General features: G+C 72.3%; 20 protein-coding genes and 1 pseudogene. 12 read left to right on the plus strand and 9 right to left on the minus strand.

Annotation, left to right across the window (positions count from 1 at the left end; genetic code table 11):
* The first annotated feature begins 47 nt into the window (after positions 1-47).
* A complete protein-coding gene (locus tag E5082_RS21840; protein WP_135792939.1) occupies positions 48-989 on the plus strand; it encodes an SDR family oxidoreductase in 942 nt (313 codons plus the stop codon).
* Here E5082_RS21840 and E5082_RS21845 read toward each other — a convergent pair.
* Together E5082_RS21845 and E5082_RS21850 are read right to left on the minus strand one after the other, a co-directional pair.
* Positions 980-1,981, minus strand: a complete 1,002-nt coding sequence (locus tag E5082_RS21845) for a helix-turn-helix transcriptional regulator (RefSeq protein ID WP_135792940.1) — start codon at positions 1,979-1,981, stop codon at positions 980-982. The two genes, E5082_RS21840 and E5082_RS21845, sit on opposite strands and share 10 nt — an antisense overlap.
* A gap of 56 nt (positions 1,982-2,037) precedes the next feature.
* On the minus strand, positions 2,038-3,411 hold the full coding sequence (locus E5082_RS21850; RefSeq protein WP_268255648.1) for a sugar porter family MFS transporter: 1,374 nt from the start codon (positions 3,409-3,411) through the stop codon (positions 2,038-2,040).
* Between the two features lie 271 nt (positions 3,412-3,682).
* Here E5082_RS21850 and E5082_RS21855 point away from each other — a divergent pair, with 271 nt between their 5' ends.
* Positions 3,683-4,048, plus strand: coding sequence for an STAS domain-containing protein (locus E5082_RS21855; protein WP_135792942.1), 366 nt, complete (start codon positions 3,683-3,685; stop codon positions 4,046-4,048).
* On the opposite strand, the gene E5082_RS21860 is transcribed toward E5082_RS21855, so the two are convergent.
* The gene (locus tag E5082_RS21860) at positions 4,032-4,226 is read right to left on the minus strand and encodes a hypothetical protein (protein ID WP_135792943.1); all 195 of its coding nucleotides are present in this window, start codon (positions 4,224-4,226) and stop codon (positions 4,032-4,034) included. The two genes, E5082_RS21855 and E5082_RS21860, sit on opposite strands and share 17 nt — an antisense overlap.
* Before the next feature lie 158 nt (positions 4,227-4,384).
* On the opposite strand from E5082_RS21860, the gene E5082_RS21865 reads away from it, so the two are divergent.
* The 5 genes and pseudogenes from E5082_RS21865 to E5082_RS21885 form a co-directional block, all read left to right on the plus strand.
* A complete protein-coding gene (locus E5082_RS21865) occupies positions 4,385-4,780 on the plus strand; it encodes an MHS family MFS transporter (RefSeq protein ID WP_135792944.1) in 396 nt (131 codons plus the stop codon).
* Entirely contained in the window at positions 4,777-5,685 is a 909-nt protein-coding gene (locus E5082_RS21870; RefSeq protein WP_135792945.1) for a sugar kinase, read from the plus strand. Before E5082_RS21865 ends, E5082_RS21870 begins: the two co-directional genes overlap by 4 nt.
* 4 nt (positions 5,686-5,689) lie before the next feature.
* Positions 5,690-6,436 (plus strand): IclR family transcriptional regulator, encoded by a 747-nt coding sequence (locus tag E5082_RS21875; protein ID WP_135792946.1) that lies wholly within the window; start codon positions 5,690-5,692, stop codon positions 6,434-6,436.
* Complete coding sequence (locus tag E5082_RS21880; RefSeq protein ID WP_135792947.1) at positions 6,424-7,035, plus strand: bifunctional 4-hydroxy-2-oxoglutarate aldolase/2-dehydro-3-deoxy-phosphogluconate aldolase; 612 nt, start codon at positions 6,424-6,426, stop codon at positions 7,033-7,035. The genes E5082_RS21875 and E5082_RS21880 overlap by 13 nt, the downstream gene beginning before the upstream one ends.
* A gap of 14 nt (positions 7,036-7,049) precedes the next feature.
* A pseudogene (locus E5082_RS21885) lies at positions 7,050-7,466 on the plus strand (enolase C-terminal domain-like protein); the annotation flags it as partial.
* A gap of 68 nt (positions 7,467-7,534) precedes the next feature.
* Here the strand turns inward: E5082_RS21885 and E5082_RS21890 are convergent.
* Positions 7,535-9,712 carry an FUSC family protein gene (locus E5082_RS21890; RefSeq protein WP_135792948.1) on the minus strand — a complete coding sequence of 726 codons (2,178 nt, stop codon included), beginning with the start codon at positions 9,710-9,712 and terminating at the stop codon, positions 7,535-7,537.
* Between the two features lie 276 nt (positions 9,713-9,988).
* On the opposite strand from E5082_RS21890, the gene uvrA reads away from it, so the two are divergent.
* Entirely contained in the window at positions 9,989-12,457 is a 2,469-nt protein-coding gene (gene uvrA / locus E5082_RS21895; RefSeq protein ID WP_135792949.1) for an excinuclease ABC subunit UvrA, read from the plus strand.
* A gap of 58 nt (positions 12,458-12,515) precedes the next feature.
* Here the strand turns inward: uvrA and E5082_RS21900 are convergent, their stop codons facing one another.
* Positions 12,516-12,965: a DUF1931 family protein gene (locus E5082_RS21900; protein WP_135792950.1), complete on the minus strand. Its 450-nt coding sequence runs from the start codon at positions 12,963-12,965 to the stop codon at positions 12,516-12,518.
* Between the two features lie 302 nt (positions 12,966-13,267).
* Between E5082_RS21900 and E5082_RS21905 the strand changes: the two genes are divergently transcribed.
* On the plus strand, positions 13,268-13,645 hold the full coding sequence (locus E5082_RS21905; protein ID WP_135792951.1) for a DUF2267 domain-containing protein: 378 nt from the start codon (positions 13,268-13,270) through the stop codon (positions 13,643-13,645).
* 47 nt (positions 13,646-13,692) lie between these two features.
* Positions 13,693-14,748: an LLM class oxidoreductase gene (locus tag E5082_RS21910; RefSeq protein WP_229919020.1), complete on the plus strand. Its 1,056-nt coding sequence runs from the start codon at positions 13,693-13,695 to the stop codon at positions 14,746-14,748.
* A 42-nt stretch (positions 14,749-14,790) separates the two neighbouring features.
* Here the strand turns inward: E5082_RS21910 and E5082_RS21915 are convergent, their stop codons facing one another.
* The 3 genes from E5082_RS21915 to E5082_RS21925 form a co-directional block, all read right to left on the minus strand.
* The gene (locus tag E5082_RS21915; protein ID WP_135792952.1) at positions 14,791-15,402 is read right to left on the minus strand and encodes an NADPH-dependent FMN reductase; all 612 of its coding nucleotides are present in this window, start codon (positions 15,400-15,402) and stop codon (positions 14,791-14,793) included.
* Between the two features lie 13 nt (positions 15,403-15,415).
* Positions 15,416-16,261 (minus strand): aldo/keto reductase, encoded by an 846-nt coding sequence (locus E5082_RS21920; protein ID WP_135792953.1) that lies wholly within the window; start codon positions 16,259-16,261, stop codon positions 15,416-15,418.
* A 99-nt stretch (positions 16,262-16,360) separates the two neighbouring features.
* A complete protein-coding gene (locus tag E5082_RS21925) occupies positions 16,361-17,554 on the minus strand; it encodes an MFS transporter (protein WP_135792954.1) in 1,194 nt (397 codons plus the stop codon).
* A gap of 260 nt (positions 17,555-17,814) precedes the next feature.
* Between E5082_RS21925 and E5082_RS21930 the strand changes: the two genes are divergently transcribed.
* Both E5082_RS21930 and E5082_RS21935 read left to right on the plus strand, forming a co-directional pair.
* Positions 17,815-18,705 carry a LysR family transcriptional regulator gene (locus E5082_RS21930; RefSeq protein ID WP_135792955.1) on the plus strand — a complete coding sequence of 297 codons (891 nt, stop codon included), beginning with the start codon at positions 17,815-17,817 and terminating at the stop codon, positions 18,703-18,705.
* Between the two features lie 61 nt (positions 18,706-18,766).
* Entirely contained in the window at positions 18,767-20,191 is a 1,425-nt protein-coding gene (locus E5082_RS21935) for an NAD-dependent succinate-semialdehyde dehydrogenase (RefSeq protein ID WP_135792956.1), read from the plus strand.
* Between the two features lie 53 nt (positions 20,192-20,244).
* Here E5082_RS21935 and E5082_RS21940 read toward each other — a convergent pair whose 3' ends face one another.
* Positions 20,245-21,882: a PucR family transcriptional regulator gene (locus tag E5082_RS21940; RefSeq protein ID WP_373310125.1), complete on the minus strand. Its 1,638-nt coding sequence runs from the start codon at positions 21,880-21,882 to the stop codon at positions 20,245-20,247.
* Between the last annotated feature and the right edge of the window lie 214 nt (positions 21,883-22,096).

The raw sequence follows: 22,096 nt of genomic DNA on the forward strand, positions 1-22,096 counted from the left end.
GAACAAAGGTGACGAGAACTGTCACCTTTGGCGTGCACGGTGGAAGCATGACCACACAAGACCTCACCACGCCCCTCGCCGACCGCGTCGCTCTCGTCGCCGGGGCCACCCGGGGCGCCGGGCGGGCGATGGCCGTCGAGCTGGGCCGGGCCGGAGCCACCGTCTATGTCACCGGACGCACCACCCGCGAGCGGACCAGCGAAGTCGGGCGGCAGACCGAGACCATCGAGGAGACGGCGGATCTGGTCACGGCGGCCGGCGGTACCGGAATCGCCGTACCCACCGACCACTTGGACCCCGAGCAGGTGCGGGCGCTCGTCGCGCGGATCGACCGCGAGCAGGGGCGGCTCGACATCCTCGTCAACGACCTCTGGGGCGGCGAACACCTGCTGGTGGGCTCCGTCTTCGGCAAGAAGAGCTGGGAGACCCCGCTCGACGACGGCCTGCGCATCCTGGAACTCGGGGTGCGCTCGCACGTGATCACCGCCGCGCTCGCGCTTCCGCTCCTGATCCGCTCCGAAGGTCCGCTGCACGTGGAGGTCACCGACGGCACGGCCGTCTACAACCGCCGGTACCGGGAGAACCTCTACTACGACCTCGCCAAGAACGCCCCCATCCGCATCGCCTTCGGCCTGGGCGAGGAACTCGCCGAGTACGGCGGCACGGCCGTCGCCGTCACGCCGGGCTTCCTGCGCTCGGAGCAGATGCTCGGCCACTTCGGCGTGACCGAGGAGAACTGGCGCGACGCCATCGCCCGGGAACCCGACTTCGCCACCGCCGAGTCCCCCGCCTACCTCGCCCGCGGCATCGCCGCCCTCGCCGCCGACCCCGGCCGCGCCGCCCGCTGGAACGGCAGGTCCACCTCCAGCGCGGAACTCGCCCGGACCTACGACGTCACGGACATCGACGGCAGCCGGCCGGACGCCTGGGCCTACTTCGAGGAGGTCAAGTCCGGCGGCAAGGAGGGCACTCCCGACGACTACCGCTGACCGGCCACGCCGTACAGCGCGGCGAGATCCCTCGCGTGCGCGCGGAAGCGTTCGCGCAGGCCCTTCGGGGCCAGCACCTCCATGTCCGCGCCCAACTCGCTGAGCTGCGCGAACGCGACCTCCTCCGACTCCACCGGCAGCTCGACCGTCACCCGGCCGTCGGCGTCCGGCCCGCTCGCGGACGCCAGCGCCTCGCCGAGGCCGGCCGGGTCCGCGACGGCGGGCAGCCGGGCGAGCCCGCCCTCGGTCAGACGCAGGGTGGCCGTCGTCCGCAGCAGGGTGCGGGCGAACGCCTCCGCATTGGCCCGCCAGTACCCGGTCAGGTCGAAGCCGGGGTCGCGTACGAAGGGTCCGTCCCCACTGGGGGAGAGGGCCGTGACCCGGTCGACCCGGTACGTGCGCCAGGCACCGCCCGGCCCGTCGGGGACCCGGCCCACGACGTACCAGACGCCCGCCTTCAGCACGAGCCCGTACGGCTGGAGCAGGCGGGTCACCGTGTCGTCCCGGCCCGGCCGCGCGTAGGTGATCTCGACGGTACGGTCGGACCACACCGCGCGGGCCAGCGCCGGCAGCAGCTCGGGGGTCGACGGCTCGCGGAACCAGGCCGGGGCGTCCAGGTGGAAGCGGCGCACCGAGGACTCGGCCGCCGCGCGGAGCGAGGGGAGCAGGGTGGCGGAGAGCTTCAGCCGGGCGGTGTCCGCCGCGTCGGACAGGCCGAGGTCGCGCAGGGCGGTCGGCAGGCCGGAGAGGTAGAGGGTCTCGGCCTCGGTGGGGTGCAGGGTGGTGAGCCGGGTGCGGTGGCCCGGCGCCAGGTGGTAGCCGCCCGCGCGGCCGCGTTCGGCGCGGATGGGGACGCCCGCCTCCTGGAGCGCCTGGGCGTCGCGGATCACCGTACGCCGGGAGACGTCCAGTTCACGGGCGAGGGCGTCGGCGGTCAGGCCGGGGCTGGACTGGACGAGAAGCGCCATGCGGATCAGACGGGCGGCACGCATGGGTCAAGCATCGTGCACCGGGGAGGCGCGGGCGTGCCGCACCTCCCCGGCCGCGGTCACGACCGGGCGAAGTCGCGCGGCCGGAACTTCCGTTCCTTCAGATGCCGTTCGATGTCCTCCAGGCTGCGCCCGGTGAGTTCCGGCATCCGCCGCCAGACGAACAGCCAGGCGGCGACGTTGAAGAGGGCGTAGATCCAGAAGACCTGTCCCACGCCGAAGGCATTGATCATTGTCAGCAGGGTGAGGGTGATCAGCAGGTTGGTGCTCCACAGGGTGGCCGACTGCACGCTGGTGGCGGCCGACCGCACCGACAGCGGGTGGATCTCCGATCCGGTGAGCCAGCCCATGAGCTGGAGGCCGCCGGCGTTGAAGAACATGAAGGCCAGCAGGCAGCCCACGATCGCCGGGACGTAGGCGCGGGTGCCGTGGCCGGTGACGTAGAGGGCGCCGAGGGCGAAGAGGCTGAGCGCGGCACCGGGCACCATGACCAGGGTGAGCCTGCGGCGGCCGACCTTGTCCACGATCCACAGGCCGACGATCATCATCACCAGATAGACCACGCCGAGGGCGACGCTGATCCGGAGTGCGTCGGCCTGCGGGAAGCCGTTGTCGGTGAGAATGGTCGGGGCGTAGTAGATGATCATTTCGATGCCGGAGAGCTGGGTGAAGGCCGCGATGCCGCAGCCGACGATCAGCGCCGGGCGCACCCACGGCTGCCGCAGCCCGCGCCAGCCCCGTTCGGCACGGTCGGTTTCCTCCTGCTGCCTGGCCAGGCCGGCGATCTCGTCCAGCTCGGCCGCTACGTCGTAACCCTCGGGCCGCAGCTCCTGAAGCACCTCGCGCGCCCGGTCCGTCCGCCCGTGGCGGAGGATCAGCCAGCGGGGGCTCTCGGGGAGCCGCAACTGGCCCAGCAGCATCAGCAGGGCCGGTACGGCGGCCGCGCCGATCGCCACCCGCCAGGACACTGCCTCGCTCGCGCCGACGATCGTGGCGATCACGATGCCCGCGCCGATGGCGAGCTGGAAGCAGAGCACCAGCCGCCCGCGGATCGCCATGGGGGCCAGCTCCGCCACGTACATCGGCACGGTCTGGGTGGCGCCGCCGACCGCGAAGCCCAGCAGCACGCGGGCCAGGGCCAGCCCGACCGCGTTGGGGGCGAAGGCGCAGGTCAGGCTGCCCGCGATGAAGATCCCACAGATCAGCAGGATGGTGCGGTGCCGCCCGAAGCGCTCGCACAGCCGGCTGCACACCAGCGAGCCGATCACCGCGCCGAGCAGGATGCCCGCCGCGATGGTCTCCTTCATGGTGCTGCCGATGTGGAACTCGTCGGAGATCTGCAGCAGCGCGCCGGAGATGATGCCGGTGTCGTAGCCGTACAGCAGCCCGCTGATCGCCGACACGACGGCCGCCATCAGCATGTGCCCGTTCAGGCCGCCCGCTTCCGCGCGGTCCGTCCGGCGTGTCTCCGCCGCTGTCCCTCTTTCGTGTGACCCGCTCGGGCGGCGGTCATCCACGCTCTGCACTGACACCATGATCCATTCCTTCGAATCCGGGTCTCTCGGCGCCCGGACCGGGACCGTCTGCCCTGATGAGAGCGGGTAATGCGCACGAAAGGGGCGGACCATACCAGCCGGCGACGCAGCGCGTGCGCACAGACACGCAATGTTGTCATGGGTCAAGCAATACGGAATGCTCTTGCGCATGTACTCCCAGCAACAGCACGACGAGGGCGGAACAGGAGTGTCCGCCTCCGCGCAGTGGGGCTCGGTGTGGGTGATGGAGCTGCGCGGCGAACTCGACCTGGCCTTCATCGACCGCGTCGAGCGCGCCACCGCCCAGGTCCTGCGGCTCTTCCCCGGCCCGCTCGTGTACGACCTCCAGCACCTGAACTTCGCCGACTCCCTGCTCGTCAACCACCTTCTCGCCACCCGGCGGCAGCGCCCGGTCGGACTGATAGGCACCAACCGGTACGTGGACCGCATGCTCGAAGTCACCGGCACCGCCGCGGTGCTGCCCACCTTCGCCAGCCCGGAGGCCGCCGAGGCCGGGCTCACGCGCGCACGGTAGCGCCCTTGGTGCGCACCGGCGCTGTCTCCGGCAGCCGCCAGGTGCTCAGCGCGCCGGCGAGCCCGGCCGCCGTCATGTACGCGGCCAGATACCTGCGCCGGTCCCCGCCCGCGCCGACCAGCAGAGTGGCGATGCAGGGCGAAGTCCCGGCGAAAATGACGCCGTTGATCTCGCGCACGAAGATCAGCCCGCTGTAACGGACCTCGGTGGCAGCGACTCGGCGTAGAAGGTGCCGGCGACCGCGAAGATCGAGTTGAGGAAGAGGGCGAACGCGACGGTGATCGCCGGGTAGATCCGCCACGGCTCTGGGCCCCGGTACTGCCCGTGCTGTGCCGGATGATGCAGGGCTTCGGCGTCGGCGCCGAACTCGGCGGCGCGTACGTCATGTCGACGGAGGCCGCCCAGGAGCACAAGCGCGGGTTCTACGGATCGCTGCCCGGCGCGGGCGAGTTCATCGGCGTGGTCATGGCGTCCGGCGCGGTCGCCGCCGTCCCCACGCTGCCCGAGGACGATCTCCTCAGCCGGGGCTGGCGTATCCCGTTCCTGGCCAGTGCCCGCGGTGGGGCGGATTCCTGGCGGGCGGATGCGCTCGTCGGCGGGCTCATCGCACTCCCCTTCGCCATCGGTCGGGACTCGCGCGCCTCTTGTTGCAGCATATGCACGCCTGTTGCGCAAGGGCTGCTAACGTTCTTCGCGGCCACAGCCGCATGTCAATGGAGGGGACGGCGATGACCGGAACGACGGTCTGCCTCGGTGAGACGATGGCGCAGGTCACCCCGGCCGACGGCGAAGGGCTGGAGCACAGCCGGGAGTTGCGGCTCGCCGCCGCGGGGGCCGAGTCGACGGTGGCGCAGTATCTGGCCGACCTGGGGCACCGGTCGGCGTGGGTGAGCCGGGTCGGGGACGACCCGCTCGGGCGGCGGATCGTCGCGGCTGTCGGTGGGCGCGGAGTGGATGTCGGCGGGGTCCGGATCGACCCGGAAGCGCCGACCGGCGTCTACTTCAAGGACCCCGGGCCGGAAGGCACCCGTGTGCACTACTACCGGCGCGGGTCGGCGGCCGCACGGATGGGTCCGGCTGATGCCGAGCGCGTCGACCTGGCCGGGGCGCGGCTGCTGCATCTGACCGGGATCACGCCCGCGTTGTCGGCGGGGTGCGCGGAGCTGGTGGAGCTGCTGATGGAACGTGCGGCGCGAGCGGGGGTGCTGGTGTCCTTCGACGTCAATCACCGGCCCGCACTGTGGAGTTCGGTCGATGAGGCGGGTCTGGCGCTGCGCGACCTGGCCCGCCGGGCCGACCTCGTGTTCGTCGGCCGGGACGAGGGCGAGCGGCTGTGGGGAACCGCCACGGCGGAGGAGATCCACGCCCACCTCGCGCCGCGCGGCACGCTGGTCGTGAAGGACGGGGAGGTCGGCGCCACCGAATTCAGCGGCTCGGCACGGGAGTTCGTGCCCGCACCCGCGGTCGAGGTCGTCGAGGCGGTCGGCGCCGGAGACGCCTTCGCCGCCGGATACCTGAGCGGACTCCTGCACGGGTCCGACTCCGCCGAGCGGCTCGCCCTCGGGCACCGCCTCGCCGGGCGCACCCTGCGCAGTATCGAGGACTATGTGCCCGCCGACACCTCGGAAGGGAACTGACACCATGTCACAGACGGTGAGACGGGCCATCGACATCCTGGAGTTCATCGCCCGCGGACCCCGTACCCAGACCGAGGTGGGCGACCACCTCGGCGTGCACCGGTCGACCGCGCTGCGCATCCTGGAGTCGCTGACCGAGGGCGGACTCGCGCGGCGGCTGCCCGACGGGCGGTACGCGGTGGGGCACCGCCTCGCCGGACTCGCCCAACTCGCCGTGGAGCAGTTCGGGCTCAAGGAGATCGCGGCCGGCCATCTGCGCACGCTGGGCGAACACTGCGGCCACACCGTGCACCTGGCCGCGCTGGAGGACGGGCGGATCGTCTACGTCGACAAGATCGACCCGGTGGACGGAGTGCGTCTGTACTCCCAGATCGGCCGGCCCGTGACCCTGCACACCGCCGGTGTCGCCAAGGCGATCCTCGCCCACCTGCCGCGGCCCACCGCCGAAGCCCTGCTCGCCGGCTGCGACTTCGCCCCGCACACCGGCACCACGATCACCGACCCGGCCGCCTACCGGAAGGCGCTGGACGAGACCCGCGCACGCGGCTTCGCCGTGGACGACGGCGAGTACGAGGACTACGTGAACTGCGTCGCCGTACCCGTACGGGACAGCGGCGGCGAGGTGATCGCGGCGGTCTCCGTGACCGCCCTCAAGGCGAAGGCGGACCTCACCGCGCTGGAGCGGGACGTGCTGCCCGAACTGACCACCACCGCAGAGACGATCTCCAGGGAGCTGGGATGGCGACCGTGAACCCCCTGACCTTCGACCGGATCTTCGCCAAGGCGCCCGTGATGGCGATCCTGCGCGGGATGCCGCTCGACAAGTCCGTCGAACTGGCCACCCGTGCCTGGGACCTGGGTATCGAGTGCGTCGAGGTGCCGGTGCAGAGCCGGAAGTCCGCGGAGGTCCTCGCCGCCGTCGTGAAGGCGGGCGTCGAGCGCGGCAGGCCGGTCGGCGCGGGCACCGTCACCACGGCGGAGCGGCTGGCGTGGGCGGTGTCTGCCGGAGCGGCCTTCACCGTGGCTCCGGGGTTGGACGCCGGGGTGGCGCGGGCCAGCCTCGACGCCGGGCTGCCGCATCTGCCCGGCGTGGCGACGGCCACCGATGTCCAGGCCGCGCGGGCGCTGGGTCTGGACTGGCTGAAGGCGTTCCCGGCGAGCGTGCTGGGCCCGGACTGGTTCCGCGCCATGCGCGGGCCCTTCCCCGAGGTGCCGTTCGTCGCCACCGGCGGCATCGACGCGTCGAACGCGGCCGCGTACCTGGCGGCGGGCGCCAGGGTCGTCGCCGTCGGCTCGGCCCTCGACGACCCGGATCAACTCCTCTCCCTGGCCGACCTCCTGAAGCACTGACTCACCCGCACGCAGTACTGCGGTCGGGCATCGCGCTCGCCCAGCCCGACCTCTCGCACGCCGGGGGCATCTCCGAGGTGCGCCGGATCGCGGCCCAGGCCGAGGTGCACGGCGTGGGACTCGCCTCGCACTGCCCGCTGGGCCCCATCGCCCTCGCGGCCTGCCTCCAGGTGGACTTCGCCAGCCCGAACGCGCTCATCCAGGAGACCAGCCCCGGCATCCACTACACCGTCGGCTCCGACCTCGGTGACCACCTCGTCGACACCTCCGTATTCGACTTCGACACCACCGACGGCCACATGGCCCGCCTGACCGCGCCCGGCCTCGGCATCGAGATCGAGGAGGACGCCGTAGCCAAGGCCGCGCGGAGCGGCCACCGCTGGCACAACCCGGTGTGGCGGCACCCGGACGGGTCCTTCGCGGAGTGGTGAAGCCGGCGCGGTGACAACGAGGCGGTCGGACCGCGAACACGCCCTCGCGTGACCCGGCCGCCGCGCCGTCACCCGTCCCGGTGCGCGCGCGGTGATCCGTCGCCTGCCGCAGCCAGGGTCGCCCTTACCCGCTGGTCCTCGCGAGCGGAGCCGACGTCCCGTTCCAGGGGAGTACGGCTCACGGCTGTGGCGAGGTCCTCCAAGGCCCGTTTCTGCAGTTCCGCCTCGCGCCGCACGACAGGGCTTCCGTTTCCGGCGGCGGCGTCCTGCCACGCGTGGAGCGCCTCCTCCACGCGTCCCCAGTCCGGATTCCTGCGCTCCCGCACGGCGACCGCCGCCTTCGCGGTGTCCGTCTCCAGAGCCTCGGCGAACCGCTCCGCCTCGGGGACGGAACGGCCGTCGGCCCGCGGGAGGTGGCTCTCCATGAGCATCGCTGCCCGGCCGAACCCCTTGAGCGCGTCCTGGGCCTCCTCCGCCTCGCGCGACGTCAGACCCCTGGGGCGGACCGGTTCCCGCCTTGCCCGGTCGTACGCCTCCTGCCAGGCGGCGTGTGCCTCCCTGCTCCCCAGCAGCGCCCGGCGCATGTCGGCGTGATGCTCCCGGGTCGGTTCGGCGTAGTCGCGGAGCACCGCGGCCGCGTAGCGGCCGTTGGCGGCGAGCCAGTCCGCGAGCCGGCCCTGCAGCCGGGGTGTCTCCCAGGCGGGGAACACCAGGTAGGCCAGCATCGCCAGGGCCCCGCCCAGCAGGGTGAGCACCACCCGCTCCGGGACCGTCTGCTCCCACGCCTGGCCGCCCATGCCGAGCAGGAAGACGACGTACGCGGCGGTGAAGCACTGGGTGTAGGCGTAGCCGGTGCGGTTCAGCGTGTACGACACGCCCGCCGCGAGCACCGTCAGCGCGCCCGACACGTAGGGGTCCGGGTCCAGGGCCCGCACCACGCCGGTGGCGAGCGCGACCCCCGCCACGGTGCCGGCGAGACGGGCCACCGCACGCGCGTACGTCCGGTGGAAGTCCGGCCGCATCACCAGCACCGAGGCGAGGGGCGCCCAGTATCCGTGGCCCAGGGGCAGCCGGGCGGCGATCAGATAGCCGAGCGTGGCCACCGCCGCCAGGCGGACGGCGTGCCGGAACACGGGCGAGTCCGGGCGGAGCTCGCGGCGGACCGCCCGGACCACGACCGGGACCAGCCGCAGCATCGTCGGGCGCTCCAGGAACTCGGCGCCGGCGGGGCCGCGCGGCATCGGCGTCCTCCCGGGCGGGCAGCCGCTCCCGGCGATCTCCAACGCCTCGCCGAGCAGTTCCACGAGCCGCTCAGCGGCCTGCCGTGCGGGGCCCTCCAGCACCTCGTGCTCCTCGTCGACCCGCAGGGCGTCCATGGTCTCGGGCCGCACCTCGGCGGGAGTGCCGTGCCGGATCGAACGGGCGGCCGCATCCAGAACGTCGGCCGCCGCGTCCAGCAACTCCCGCGCGCGGTCCCGCCCGGGTCCCTCCGCCGGGGCGCCCACGGCCGGGTCGGCGAGCGCCGCGATCACCGGGCGAATGCGCTCGGCGAGTCCCCGGGGGCCGTGCAGGGCGGGGGGACGGGTGCGGGCCTGCGACGGGGTCACGGCGGCCGCGTCCCGTGCCGTCATCAACGGCGCCGGGTCGAAGGGGGCGGTCGGGTCGTGCCGCAACCGGCGGGCGTAGTCCGCCACGGCGGCAAGAGCGTCGGCGAGCGCGTCACGATGCGCTCCCCAGCGCCGGATCGGGAACAGCAGGATCAGCATGGCCTGGATCACGCCTCCGAGTGCGATGACCCCGGCGTGCTCCAGAGCCCGCCCGGCGCTCGTGGGCAAGGTGATGGTCACCAGCATGCTGCCCACGGTCGTCGCCGCGATGATCCCGGCGGTCGATCCGACGGCCCACGCCATCCCCGCGGCGAAGGCCCACAGGGCCAGCAGCGGGAGGAACGTCACGAGCCGCCCCGCCGCCAGGTAGCCCACGAAGGTGCTGAGCGCCAGAGCCACGCCCGTGCCCAGCGCGACCACCTTGCGCGGACGCCAGCTCCGCTGGAAGGTGGCCCCACCCGCGGAGTAGGCGCCGAGGGCGGCGGACGCCGCATACGCGGGGGAGGCCAGCCACAGCGCCGCTCCGACGACGATCGCCAGCCCGGCGGCCGCGCGCAGCGCGAGCAGTGGCTCCAGCCGGGTCTCCTCGATCTTGAGCCCGGATCGCACGACCTCGCCGAAGGCCTGCCGCCACGTCACGGCCGACCGCCTGGCCGGAACGCCCTGCCGGGTCGCTTCGGCGTCGTCCAGGTGCGGCAGCCGTCGGCCAAGGAAGCCTCCCACACGGTCCGTTGACCCGCCGGCGACCGCAGCCGCTGGACCGGGTGCTGCTACGGCGGACACTGCTGACCGTCCGCCGTCCGGGTCCCCGTCGGCCGCCGGGGCGAAACGACCCACGCACCGGCCCGTTCCGCGGAGCCGCCCCGCTCCCCGCCCGCCGCGCGGTTCCCGGCGCGATCGGGGTAGTCAGGGAGGATGGACAAGGACGCGACCGACTCCTTCGTGCACGTCCGGGGCGCCGGTGAGAACAACCTGCGGGACATCGATGTCGACCTTCCGCGCGACGCGATGGTCGCCTTCACCGGCGTCTCCGGTTCGGGCAAGTCCTCGCTCGCGTTCGGCACGCTCTACGCGGAGGCCCAGCGGCGCTACTTCGAGTCCGTGGCACCGTACGCCCGAAGGCTGTTGCAGCAGGTCGGCGCACCGCACGTGCAGGACATCACCGGACTGCCACCGGCCGTGGCCCTGCAGCAGCGCCGTGGGTCGCCCAGCTCGCGCTCGACGGTCGGCACCCTCACCACCCTGTCCAATCTGCTGCGCATGCTGTACTCCCGCGCCGGCACCTATCCGCCCGGGGCCGCACGGCTGGATGCCGAGGCGTTCTCACCCAACACCGCGGCCGGCGCCTGCCCCGAGTGCCACGGACTGGGCGTGGTGCACGACGTCGCCGAGGACCTGCTGGTCCCGGACCCCTCGCTGAGCATCCGCGAGGGAGCGATCGCCGCCTGGCCGGGCGCCTGGCAGGGCGCCAACCTGCGCAGTGTCGTGAACGGCCTGGGGATCGACATCGACCGGCCGTGGCGCAGGCTCCGGAAGAAGGACCGGGACTGGCTGCTGTACACGGACGAGCAGCCCTCCGTGTACATCGAGCCGGAGGAGGACCGCATCGACTACGGCTACCAGGGGAAGTTCTGGAGCGCCCGCAAGCACGTCATGCACGTTCTCGCCGACTCCAAGAGCGAGAAGATGCGCGAACGGGCGCTCCGGTTCGTCAGGAGTGTGCCCTGCCCCGAGTGCCACGGCAGCGGACTGCGGCCCGAGGCGCTCGCCGTGACCTTCGCCGGACGTTCCATCGCCGAGCTCAACGCGATGCCGCTCACCGAGGTCGTGGCGCTGCTGCGGCCCGTCGCGGGGCGGTCCGAGGCCGACGCCACCACCTCGACCGCCCGGTCCGGGGAGACGACCGAGGTCGCGGTCCGGATCTGCGGCGACCTGGTCGCGCGCATCGACGTGCTGCTCGGCCTGGGCCTCGGATATCTCAGCCTCGGGCGCCGCTCGACAACCCTGTCGCCCGGCGAGGCGCAGCGCCTGCGGATCGCCACCCAGCTCCGCTCGGGGCTGTTCGGCGTCGTCTACGTCCTCGACGAACCCTCCGCGGGCCTGCACCCGGCTGACGCGGAACCGCTGCTGGACGCGCTGGACCGCCTCAAGGCCACGGGCAACTCGCTGTTCGTCGTGGAGCACGACATGGACGTCGTACGGCGGGCGGACTGGGTGGTCGACATCGGCCCCGGTGCGGGCGAGGGCGGCGGCCGCGTGCTGTACAGCGGCCCGGTCGCCGGTCTGGAGCGGGTCGGGGAGTCGGCCACGAGCCAGTACCTGTTCGGGCGGGCCCAGCCGCTCGATCACCACTCACGCACCCCGCACGGCTGGCTGCACCTGCGCGGCGTCTCCCGGCACAATCTGCGGGACGTGTCCGTCGACGTACCGCTGTGCGTACTGACGGCGGTGACGGGCGTGTCCGGTTCCGGAAAGTCGACGCTGGTGACGCAGGTGCTCGCCGAAGTCGTCCGCGGCCACCTCGGACTCGCACCCGAGGAACCCGACGAGGCGCTGCTGGAGGTCGACGTCCAGGACGCGTCGGGGGTCGAGTCGTTCGACCGGCTGGTCCTGGTCGACCAACGGCCCATCGGCCGGACTCCCCGGTCCAACCTGGCCACGTACACGGGGATGTTCGACGCCGTGCGGAAGCTGTACGCGGCGACGGACGAGGCGAGGGCGCGCGGCTACTCGGCCGGGCGGTTCTCCTTCAACGTGCCCGAAGGGCGGTGCGAGACCTGCCAGGGCGAGGGATTCGTCGCGGTGGAACTGCTGTTCCTGCCCGGCACCTACGCGCCGTGCCCCACCTGCCACGGCGCCCGGTACAACTCCGAAACGCTGGAAGTCACCTACCGCGGCAAGAACATCGCCGACGTACTGGCGCTGTCCGTCGACGCCGCCGCCGAGTTCCTGGCCGCCGTCCCGGCCGCCTCGCGCAGCCTGGAGACGCTGCGCGAGGTGGGACTGGGGTACCTGCGGCTGGGCCAGCCCGCGACGGAACTCAGCGGTGGTGAGGCGCAGCGCATCAAACTGGCCACCGAACTGCAGCGAGCCCGGCGCGGGCACGCGCTCTACCTGCTCGACGAGCCGACGGCGGGGCTGCACCCCGCGGACATCGCACTGCTGCTGCGACAGCTCCACCGGCTCGTGGACGCCGGCAACACGGTCGTCGTCGTCGAGCACGACCTCGCCACGATCGCCACCGCCGACTGGATCATCGACCTCGGCCCGGGCGGCGGCGACGCGGGCGGGCGGGTGGTCGCGGCGGGCCCGCCGGCCAAGGTGGCGAAGGCCCGCCGCAGCGCCACCGCGCCCTACCTCGCGGCCCGGCTCGCACACTCCTGACCCCGGCGCGAGCCGGGCACCGGTCAGGAGTCCAGAGACATGCACCGGGGCGCGGCTGCTACAGCAGCCGGTCGAACACCGCGGTCACGCCCTCCCAGTGGCTGGTCTGCGGGTTCTTGACGTCGGGATAGACGATCTTGAACGTCTCGGCGAGGGCGACGCTGAGACCGCCGATGATCTCGGGGTAGCGCTCTTCGGTCTCCTGAGTGGGTGTCCTGTCGAGGGGAGGGTGCGCGGCGAGCTGTTCCAGGATCGGCTTCAGCTCGACCTCCTCGTCGAGCCGCCGGAACCGGTGGATGCTCTCCTGGAGGCCCTTGGTGATCGGCAGGTCCCACGGTTCGACGGTGTCCCTGCCATTGGCCTTGGCCGTCGCCTGGCCGATGACCAGGAGGTCGTAGAGCTTGTCGTCGACGAAGTCGCTGTACCGCTTCAGGTCGCTCTTGTCGACGTCGAGGCTTGCGGCGGCGCGGAAGAACCTCTCGAACTTCGACACACCCATCACGGTCATGCCTCTCGCCTCCTCACCGGGAACGGACGGCGCGGTTCGCTCCCGCCCGCGCCGCCATCGGCTCTTACCCGGTCGAGATTCGCAGAGCCCCCTGCTGAGCGCCTCCGCACCCCAGGCCGAAAAGGGACAGCCCGTCCCACCCTGGCAGAGCAGCATGAAGGCGGGACTTGTGCTCGGAGGGCTAGCGAGCGCGCTGCCTTTCCTCCCGCGGGGAGCAGGCAGGGTGCGGTCCACATCCGGAGCATGGACATGTGGCCCCTCACCCCACCTCCCACCGCAAAACTTGAGAAAAAGGACGGCTCATGGACTACAACACCTTCCTCGACACCGTCACCCAGCGCGCCCCTGTCCCCCCGGAAAAGGTGGAACCCCTCACGCGCGCCACCCTGGAAACCCTGGCCGAGCGGCTCACCAAAGGTGAGGCGCACGACCTCGCGTCCGAACTGCCCAAGCCGCTGAAGGAACAGTTGGTCTCTCCTACTCCGGAGGCCCAGCGTTTCGGACTCGACGAGTTCATCAACCGGGTGAGCAGCCGAGCGGGAGTGAGCCCGAACGAGGCCCGCGAGGGCATACGGGCGGAGCTGACCACCCTGAGGGACGCGGTCAGTGAGGGCGAGTTCCGCGACGTGATGTCCCAGCTGCCCAAGGAGTTCGAGGAGCTCGTGGGCGTGCCGGGCTAGAGACGAACGTCGCGGACGCGGACAGGCGTGAATCGCCGGAGGATCGCATGACAGAACCGACAGTTCCCTCAGCCGGCGCGCCCGTGGACGTCCAGGGCGATGAGCAGCGGCCCTTCTCCGAGCATCCGGCCATGGCCAGGGCGTATCCCGGCGGCAGGATGACCGTGGGTGCCATCACCCCCCTGGAGGGCTTCGACGGGCCGGTGCCGTCTCTGGCCGGGCACATGGAGCGGATCCAGCAGGCCGAGCGGGCCGGCTTCGCCTCGGTGTGGGTCCGGGACGTGCCGCTGCTGGACCCCAGCTTCGGGGACACCGGGCAGGTCTTCGATCCGTGGGTGTACCTGGGGCAGCTCACCGCCCGCACCACCTCGATCACACTGGGCACCGCCAGCATCGTCATGCCGCTGCGGCATCCGCTGCACACCGCGAAGGCGGCCGCCTCGGTGGACCAGTTGTCCGGAGGACGGCTCCTGCTCGGGGTGGCCACCGGTGACCGGCCCGTGGAGTTCCCGGCCTTCGGGCAGGACCTGGAAGGCCGGGCCGCGAGATTCCGGCAGTCGCTGGCGTACTTCCGTGTCGTCCTCGAGCACCGCTTCCCGCACGTGGACTCGCCGCTCGGCCGGATGGCAGGCACCGATCTCCTGCCCAAGCCGGTGTACCAGCGGATTCCCGTACTGATGACGGGACACGGCAGGCAGGACGTCCGGTGGATCGCCGACCACACGGACGGCTGGCTGTACTACACCCCTCCGCTGCAGCAGCAGGCCGCGAACATCGCGCGGTGGCGGGAGCTGACCCAGGGCGACGGTGGTGCGTTCAAGCCGTACGCGCAGGCCACCTATCTGGACCTGACCGAGGACCCACTGGCCCTGCCCCGGCCCATCCACCAGGGGTTCTCGGTGGGCCGGGTGTCGCTCCTGGGGATGATGCGGACCTGGCAGGAGATCGGCATCGACCAGCTGATGATCAACTTCAAGCACAGCCGCCGCCCGGTCGCCGACGTGATCGACGAACTGGCCGAACACGTGCTGCCGCACTTCCCGCCCGGGCACGTCGGGGCGCGCGGCGAGCCCCGCCGGCCCGTGGGGCGGGCCGGGCCCTGAGGCAGGACGACCTGCGTGCGCCCGTGCGTGGCAGGGCCGGCCTCAGTCCCGGGCCGCGCCGGACGGCCGCCCCTGCGCGTAGTCGCACGTGCCCTCCGCCCGGAACTGCAGGGCCGCCCTGGTCACCTCCGCGCCGAGGCCGCGCAATTGGTCCGCGACCGCCTGGTCGGTGAGGCGTCCGTCGCCGGCGAAGACCCGTGAGGACCGCGGTACCGCGAACACCAGCGGCACCGCCCAGCCGCGCAGCGACCGGACGATGAACTCCATCGCGTTGATCGCCTGCAGGCCCTGCACTCCACCGGCGGTCGTCAGCATGCCCACGGGTTTGTTGCTCAGGTAAGGCGGGTCGTGGTCGGCCAGGAGGGCGAGCCAGTCCACGGCGTTCTTGAACGCGCCACTGACCGACCCGTGGTACGTCGGGCTGCTCCACAGCAGGGCGTCGGCGGCCTGAGCGGTGTCCGCGAGCCGGCGGGCGGACGGAGGGACCGCGCCCTCGGACGTGTAGAACGGGAGGTCCAGCCGCCTGAGGTCGATCACCCGGGTGTCGGCGCCCGCCTCGGCTGCCCCTTCGACCGCCACGCACAGTGCGGTGAGACTGGTCGACGGGGTGCGCAGCGAACCCCCCATTCCGACGACGAGCGGGGGGCGCGCCATGCTGTCAACTCCTTCAGAGCATCTCCAGGGGCGTGGGCCCGCTGGGCGGCGGGAACGCGCGGTCGAGGATGTCGAGCGCCTCGGAGGGGAGGCGGAGCTCCACGGCGCCGCGGTTCTCCCGGACATGGTCGGGTGATCCCGAGCGCGGAATCGCGGCCACCCCCTGCTGCAGCACCCAGGCGAGTGCCACCTGGGTCGGCGTGGCTCCTAGGGCCCGGGCCACGGCCCCCAGTGCCTCGACGCCCAGCAGCCGTCCCTGCTCGATCGGGGAATAGGCCATGACCGTCACGCCGGCCTCGCGGCACCAGGGGAGCAGATCCCACTCGATGCCGCGCCGGGAGAGGTTGTACAGCACCTGGTCCACGGCCACCGCGTCGCCGCCGGGGAGGGCGGTCAGCTCGGTCATGGCGGCGACGTCCAGATTGCTCACGCCCCAGTAGCGGATCTTCCCCGCCTCCATCAGGTCGGTGAATCCGGCAAGGGTCTCCTCCAGGGGCCACCGTCCCCGCCAGTGCAGCAGATAGAGGTCCAGCTGCTCCGACCGGAGGCGCCGCAGACTCGCCTCACAGGCGGCGACGGTGCCCCTCCGGTCGGCGTGGCCGGGCAGCACCTTGCTGACGAGGAAGATCTCCTCCCGGCGTCCTTGCAGAGCCTCCCCGATGAGCTCCTCGGCCGCGCCGTCCCCGTACATCTCCGCCGTGTCGACGACCGTCATGCCCAGGTCCACGCCCAGCCGCAGCGCGGCGATCTCCTGTTCACGCCGGGCCGGGTTCTCGCCCAGGTACCAGGTGCCCTGTCCGAGCGCCGAGATCTCCTCGCCGGAGGGGAGTGCGACCGTTCCGGCCGATTCCGCAGACATTCCGGGCCTCCGTCCGTCGCGAATCCGTGTCACGCACCCGCCCCGAGTGCCCAGGTACGCGCCTCCCAGACAACCGGTGTCGCACGCGCCGCGGAGAGGTCAGGAAGGGCCGGGGGACTGCGCCGGGAGCGCGCCGGAACCGGGCGCGCGGTCGCGCAGCGCGACGGCGACCGACACGACGGCGCCGCAGGAGAGGACCGCCGCGAAGCCGATCATCGCGGTCTGTACGGCGAAATGCCGCAGGGCGATGCTGAACAGGACGGACGGCAGGCCCATTCCCAGGTACGCGACGACGAAGAACACGGCGAGGACCCCCGCGCGGGAAGCCGGCGCGGCCACGGAAACGGCCCGTTCGACGCCTCCCTTGAACAGCAGCCCGGAGCCGGCTCCCGACAGGGACACGGCGACCAGGTAGAGCCAGAGCGCCGGGTGGTAGAGGGCGACGGCGCACAGGACCAGGCCGACCGGGAAGACCACGGCCCCCACGGTCATGACCCGGGGCAGGGGGAGGCGGCCCAGCACCAGTTGGGCGGCCGCCGCGGAACCGAACATGAGGAAGGCCGCCAGGCCGGCCACAAGGTGCGAGTCGGTGTGCAGGGTGCCGTGGAGCACGCTCGCCCCCAGTGAGGAGATCAGGCCGAGGATGGCGAAGGCGAAGGCGCCCAGGGCACCGGCCGCGGCGAACGTCCGCCGTCCGCCGGGGCGCAGGGCGAACCTGAGGGGCGGTTCGGCCGCGGGCAGCTCCAGGTCCACCGTCTCCGGGGTGGACAGGACCAGCGCGAGGCACCCTGCCATGGCGAGCGTGAAGATCGCCTGGGTGGTGATCAGGGGCGCGGGAAGCCACTCGGCGGCGGCGCCGGCGATGAGGGGTCCCGAGGCCAGGCCGCCGAGGTTGGCGGCGGTGGCCACGATGCCGGGCAGCACCGAACCCGTCCGGTCCGGACGGGCCTCGTGGTGGAGGTCGTGCAGGTACGTCGTCGCGGTCGAGGCCATCAGCCCCAGTCCGGCACCGTTCAGAATCCTGCCCGTGATCAGCCCCGGCAGGTCCCGCCACGCCATGAGTACGACCGACGCGACGATGCCGACCAGCAGCGCCGGGACGATGATGCGCCGCCGGCCGAGCCGGTCCGACAGGTGCCCCAGTCCGAGGAAGGCGGCCGCCGCACCCACGACCATCGAGGCGTACGCCACCGTGACCGTGGTCGCGCCGAAGTGGTCCCGGGCCTCGTACAGCGGCCACAGCGGGGTCGGCGCGGTACCGAAGGCCATCAGCACGGTGAAGGCCACCGCCACGAACCAGAAGCCGGTCGCGTGCGAGGCACGGCGTCCGGCCGGGGCGCGGGGCGGCAGGCCGGCGGGAGCGGGTGAGGGGATCCGGTGGGTCGGGTCGCCGGGAGCGTCGGCTGTGGGACGGCTCAGCGGCGTCGGTGCGGCAGGCAGGGGTACCCCTCCTCGGGCGGAAGCGAATGGTGTTTTCCATCCTCCTCACCAGGCAGGATCAATGCCAACGAATGTTTTTGCTGGGCTCCAGCAGTGCGAGTGATACTTCTCCTGTGGAGCTACGTCAGCTGGAGCACTTCATCGCGGTCGCCGAGGAGCTGAGCTTCACGCGTGCCGCCCGTCGGCTGCACGTGGTGCAGTCGGGGGTGTCCGCCGCGATCCGCTCCCTGGAGCGCGAGCTCGGCTGCGCGCTGTTCGAGCGCACGTCGCAGCAGGTCCGGCTCACCGGGGCGGGCGCGGCGCTGCTGCCGGAGGCCCGGGCCACCCTGCACGCCGCCCAGGCGGCCCAGGACGCCGTGCGCGCCGCCCAGGACACGCTGCGCGGCACGGTGAACGTGGGCGCGATGGCTTCGGTCGAGGTGGTGGACCTGCCCGCGCTCCTCGGGCAGCTGCACGCGCGGCATCCGGGGATCGACGTCCGGCTGCGGCTGGCGACGACCGGCTCGGCGGGACTGGCGCACGCGCTGCTCAGGGGAGACCTGGACGTGGCCTTCCTGTCGCTGCCCGAGCGCAAGCCCGCCGGGATCGACGCACGGGAGCTGGCCACCGTGCCGCTCGTCCTGGTGGTGAGCGCCGCCCATCCGCTCGCGGAGCGGGCGGAGTTGACACTCGCGGACCTCGTGGGGGAGCCCTTCGTGGACTTCCCGCCGGGCTACGGCAACCGCGAGGTGGTCGACCGGGCGTTCGCGGCGGCGGGCGTCGTACGCCGGGTGGCCCTGGAAGTGCCCGACATCGACATGGGGGCGGCACTGGTCCGGCACGGCCTGGGCATCGCCTTCCTGCCCGCGTTCGCCGTCGCCCGCACCCCCGGCCTGCACGTCCTCGATGTCCCCGGCACCGTACTCCGGTGGAGCATGCACCTGGGCACGTCGTCGACCCGGCGGCCCAGCGCGGCGGTGCGGGCGCTGCTCGACCTGGTCGACCTCCACGTCATCGCCCGCTGACGCCAGGTGTGAGCGGGTCCAGGCGTGGAAACCCGAGGGGCCCCGACTCCAGGGAGGCGTCATGAACGCCAATGTCACTGCCCAGAAAAGCCCCATAGCCACCGTCAATCCGTACACCGGTGAACGGGTTCGGGAGTTCCCGGCGCTGAGCGAGGAGGAGGTGGAGCGCGCGATCGACGCGGCGCACCGCAGCTTCCAGGACTGGCGTGCCCGGTCCAGGGCCGACCGGGGAGCCGTCGTGCAACGCGCCGGCCGGCTCATGAGGGAGCGCAAGGAGGAACTCGCCGGGCTGCTGACCCTGGAGGTCGGCAAGCTGATCAACTCCAGCCGTGCCGAGGCCGACCTCGCGTCCGACATCCTCACCTACTACGGCGAGCACGGTCCCGAACTGCTGCAAGAGCGCCCCCTGCCCGTCCCCGAGGGCACGGCCGTGCTGGTGAACGAGCCGCTCGGCGTCCTCCTCGGGGTGATGCCCTGGAACTTCCCGCTGTACCAGGTGGTCCGATTCGCGGGTCCGAACCTCGTCCTCGGCAACACGATCCTGCTCAAGCACGCGAGCAGTTGCCCCCAGTCCGCTCTGGCACTCGAGCAGCTGTTCAGGGATGCGGGTGTACCCGCCGGGGTCTACACCAATCTCTTCGTGCGGGGCCGGGACGTAGGGAAGATCATCGATGACGCCCGTGTGCAGGGAGCGTCCCTGACCGGTAGTGAGCGGGCGGGCGTGAGCGTGGGCGAGATCGCCGGCCGCAATGTCAAGAAGTCCGTCCTCGAGCTGGGCGGCAGTGATCCCTTCGTCGTGCTGGACGGTCACAACCTCGACCGCACCGTCTACGCGGCGTTCCTCGGCCGGATGGGCAACACCGGGCAGTGCTGCGTGGCGGCCAAGCGCTTCATCGCCCTTGCCGACGTCTACGACGCCTTCCTCACCGGGCTGCGTGACCGGATGGGCGAGGTCCAGCCGGGAGATCCGGCGGACCCCGACACCACGCTCGGCCCGCTGTCCTCCGAGTCCGCGGCCGAACTCCTGATGGAACAGGTCCGTGACGCGGTGGACAAGGGAGCCACGGTGGTGCTGGGCGGCGGGCGGCCCGACCTGCCGGGGGCGTTCGTCGAGCCGACCGTCCTCACCGACGTCACACCGGACATGCGGGCCTACCGGGAAGAGCTCTTCGGCCCCGTCGCCGTCGTCTACCGGGTCGCCGACGAGGACGAGGCCGTGGCGCTGGCCAACACCTCCCGCTACGGCCTGGGAGGCGCGGTCTTCGCCGCCGACCCGGAACGTGCTCGCCAGGTCGCGGACCGGCTGGAGGCGGGCATGGTGTGGATCAACCACCCGACGGCGTCCCGGCCGGAACTGCCCTTCGGCGGCATCAAGCGTTCCGGCTACGGGCGCGAGCTCGGCGACGTGGGCATCGTGGAATTCGCGAACCGCAAGCTCGTGCGCTACGTGGACGCCGACGCCCCGATCGCAGAGGTGCTGGGCTGACCGCGAGCCGGTCGACGGCGCGCGTCGGCCGGCATGCGCGTTCCAGCGAGGTGTCAGCCCGGTCCGCCCAGCACGATCTTCCACACCCGGGTCGCCACCTGGAGGTTCAGCCGGTCCTCGACGTCCGCGAGGTCGTGGCCGCTGATGTCGCGGATGCGCTGGAGCCGGTAGCGCAGCGTGCTGCGGTGGATCGCGAGGGAGTCGGCGGTCTCGTCGTAGTTGCCGCCGCAGTCGAAGTACCGGGACAGGGTCTCCACCATGGCCGCGTGGTGCCGGGAGTCGTAGTCGATGAGCCGCCCGAGCCACTCGTGGACGAACGTCTCCAGTTCCCGGTAGTCGCTGCCGGGTCCCAGGATGCGGTAGAGGCCCAGCTCGTCGAAGAACGTCGCGCCGTAGCGCTCCCGGGAGTGGCGGCGCACGTCCAGGGCGCGCTGCGCCTCCCGGTAGTGGTGGGGGATGGCGTCCACGGCGTCGCAGGGGGCGCTCACCCCGATCGTCCCGGACCGGGTCCCGGTCTCCCGGGCGAGCGCCTCGTACAGCGCGCGGGCGGGCGGCCTGTCGTCGGCGACAAGGACGACGTGCCCGGACCGGCGGGTCAGCAGCGAGCGCATGCCCACGGTGGAGGCCGCCCGGCCCACGGCCTGCGCGAAGGAATCGTCCGCCGTCCGGTTGGACCACCGCACCACCACGATGTAGTGGCTGCGGTGCAGGTCGTGTCCGACTGCCTCGGACCGCGCGTAGGCACCCGCCCCGGCCGTCCCTGCCAGGAGATCGTCGACCAGCTCCCGGTGCAGCCTGCGCTCCACTTCGGCCAGATCGCGCAGGTGCGCCAGCTCCAGGGAGAGTGACTTGGCGGCGTGCCCGAGCGCGAACACGGTGTGCTCGTCGGCCTCGTCCCGGACATCTACCAGAGCCAGCACGCCCAGGATCTCGCCCTGCAGACGGACCAGGGCTACCAGCCGGTCCTCCATCCGCACCGGCCCCGCCTCCCGGGCCACGGCGTGCAGCATCGCGTCCCGGCGCACGGGGTCGGGTTCGGGATAGGGGTCGGGGCGGCCGGGGCCGGTCCAGGCCCTCAGCCGGCCGAAACGGTCCTCGACCAGCGCGGGAAGCCCGGTCAGCCTGTGCAGTGCGCGGGTGACGGCTTCCTCGCCGCCGTCACCGCCGCTGGAGGCAGCGACGCCCGCCAGGAGAGCGTGGACGGCCCGCTCGTAGCCCAGCTCGGCCACCACAGAGATCAACTTCCGCTGGAGGGCTGTACGTTCCTCCCGCAGCCGGCGCAGCTCCAGCGCGTCCTCGCAGCGGCGGCGGTGCGCGAAGACGACCGACAGTGCGGCGGCGGTGTGCCCGACGAGCGTGGTGAGCAGGGATCGCTCGGCCTCGGTGGGCCGGGAGCGGGACGTCACCACGAGGTAGCCGTGGAGTCCCTCGAGTCCGCGCAGGCCCATGGCCCGGCCCCAGGGCCTGCCGGGGACGGCCACGGGGCCGTCCTGCCCGGCCAGCTCCCGCACCCTCCGGCCCACGGCCGAGGCATGTGTCCGCCCGTTCCCCGGGCTGGGAACCAGGTCTCCGCCCACCGTGAGATACCCGGCCTCGGCGCTGTACGGCCCGGCGGCGGCTATGTGGTCCATGGCCAGGCGCAGGATCTCGCCTTCGTCCGGGGCGTCGAACAGGGCCTGGGAGAGCACCATCAGGTCGTCGAGGGCATGGTCGGTGGGCGTGCGGGTGGGTGGGCGGGGCCCTGTGCGCGCCGGGGTGGGCTGCCGCCCGGCGCTGCCCCGTGGAAGGCCGTCCTTCCGGTCGGAGTAGCGGCGGTACAGGCTGTGCGCCCGACTGTCGGCCATGGGATCACTCCGTTCTCCCTGTGTCTCCGGGGAAGAGAACGGTATTGCGCGTACCCCTCCC

The organism is Streptomyces griseoluteus (assembly GCF_004784465.1).
GTDB lineage: Bacteria > Actinomycetota > Actinomycetes > Streptomycetales > Streptomycetaceae > Streptomyces > Streptomyces griseoluteus.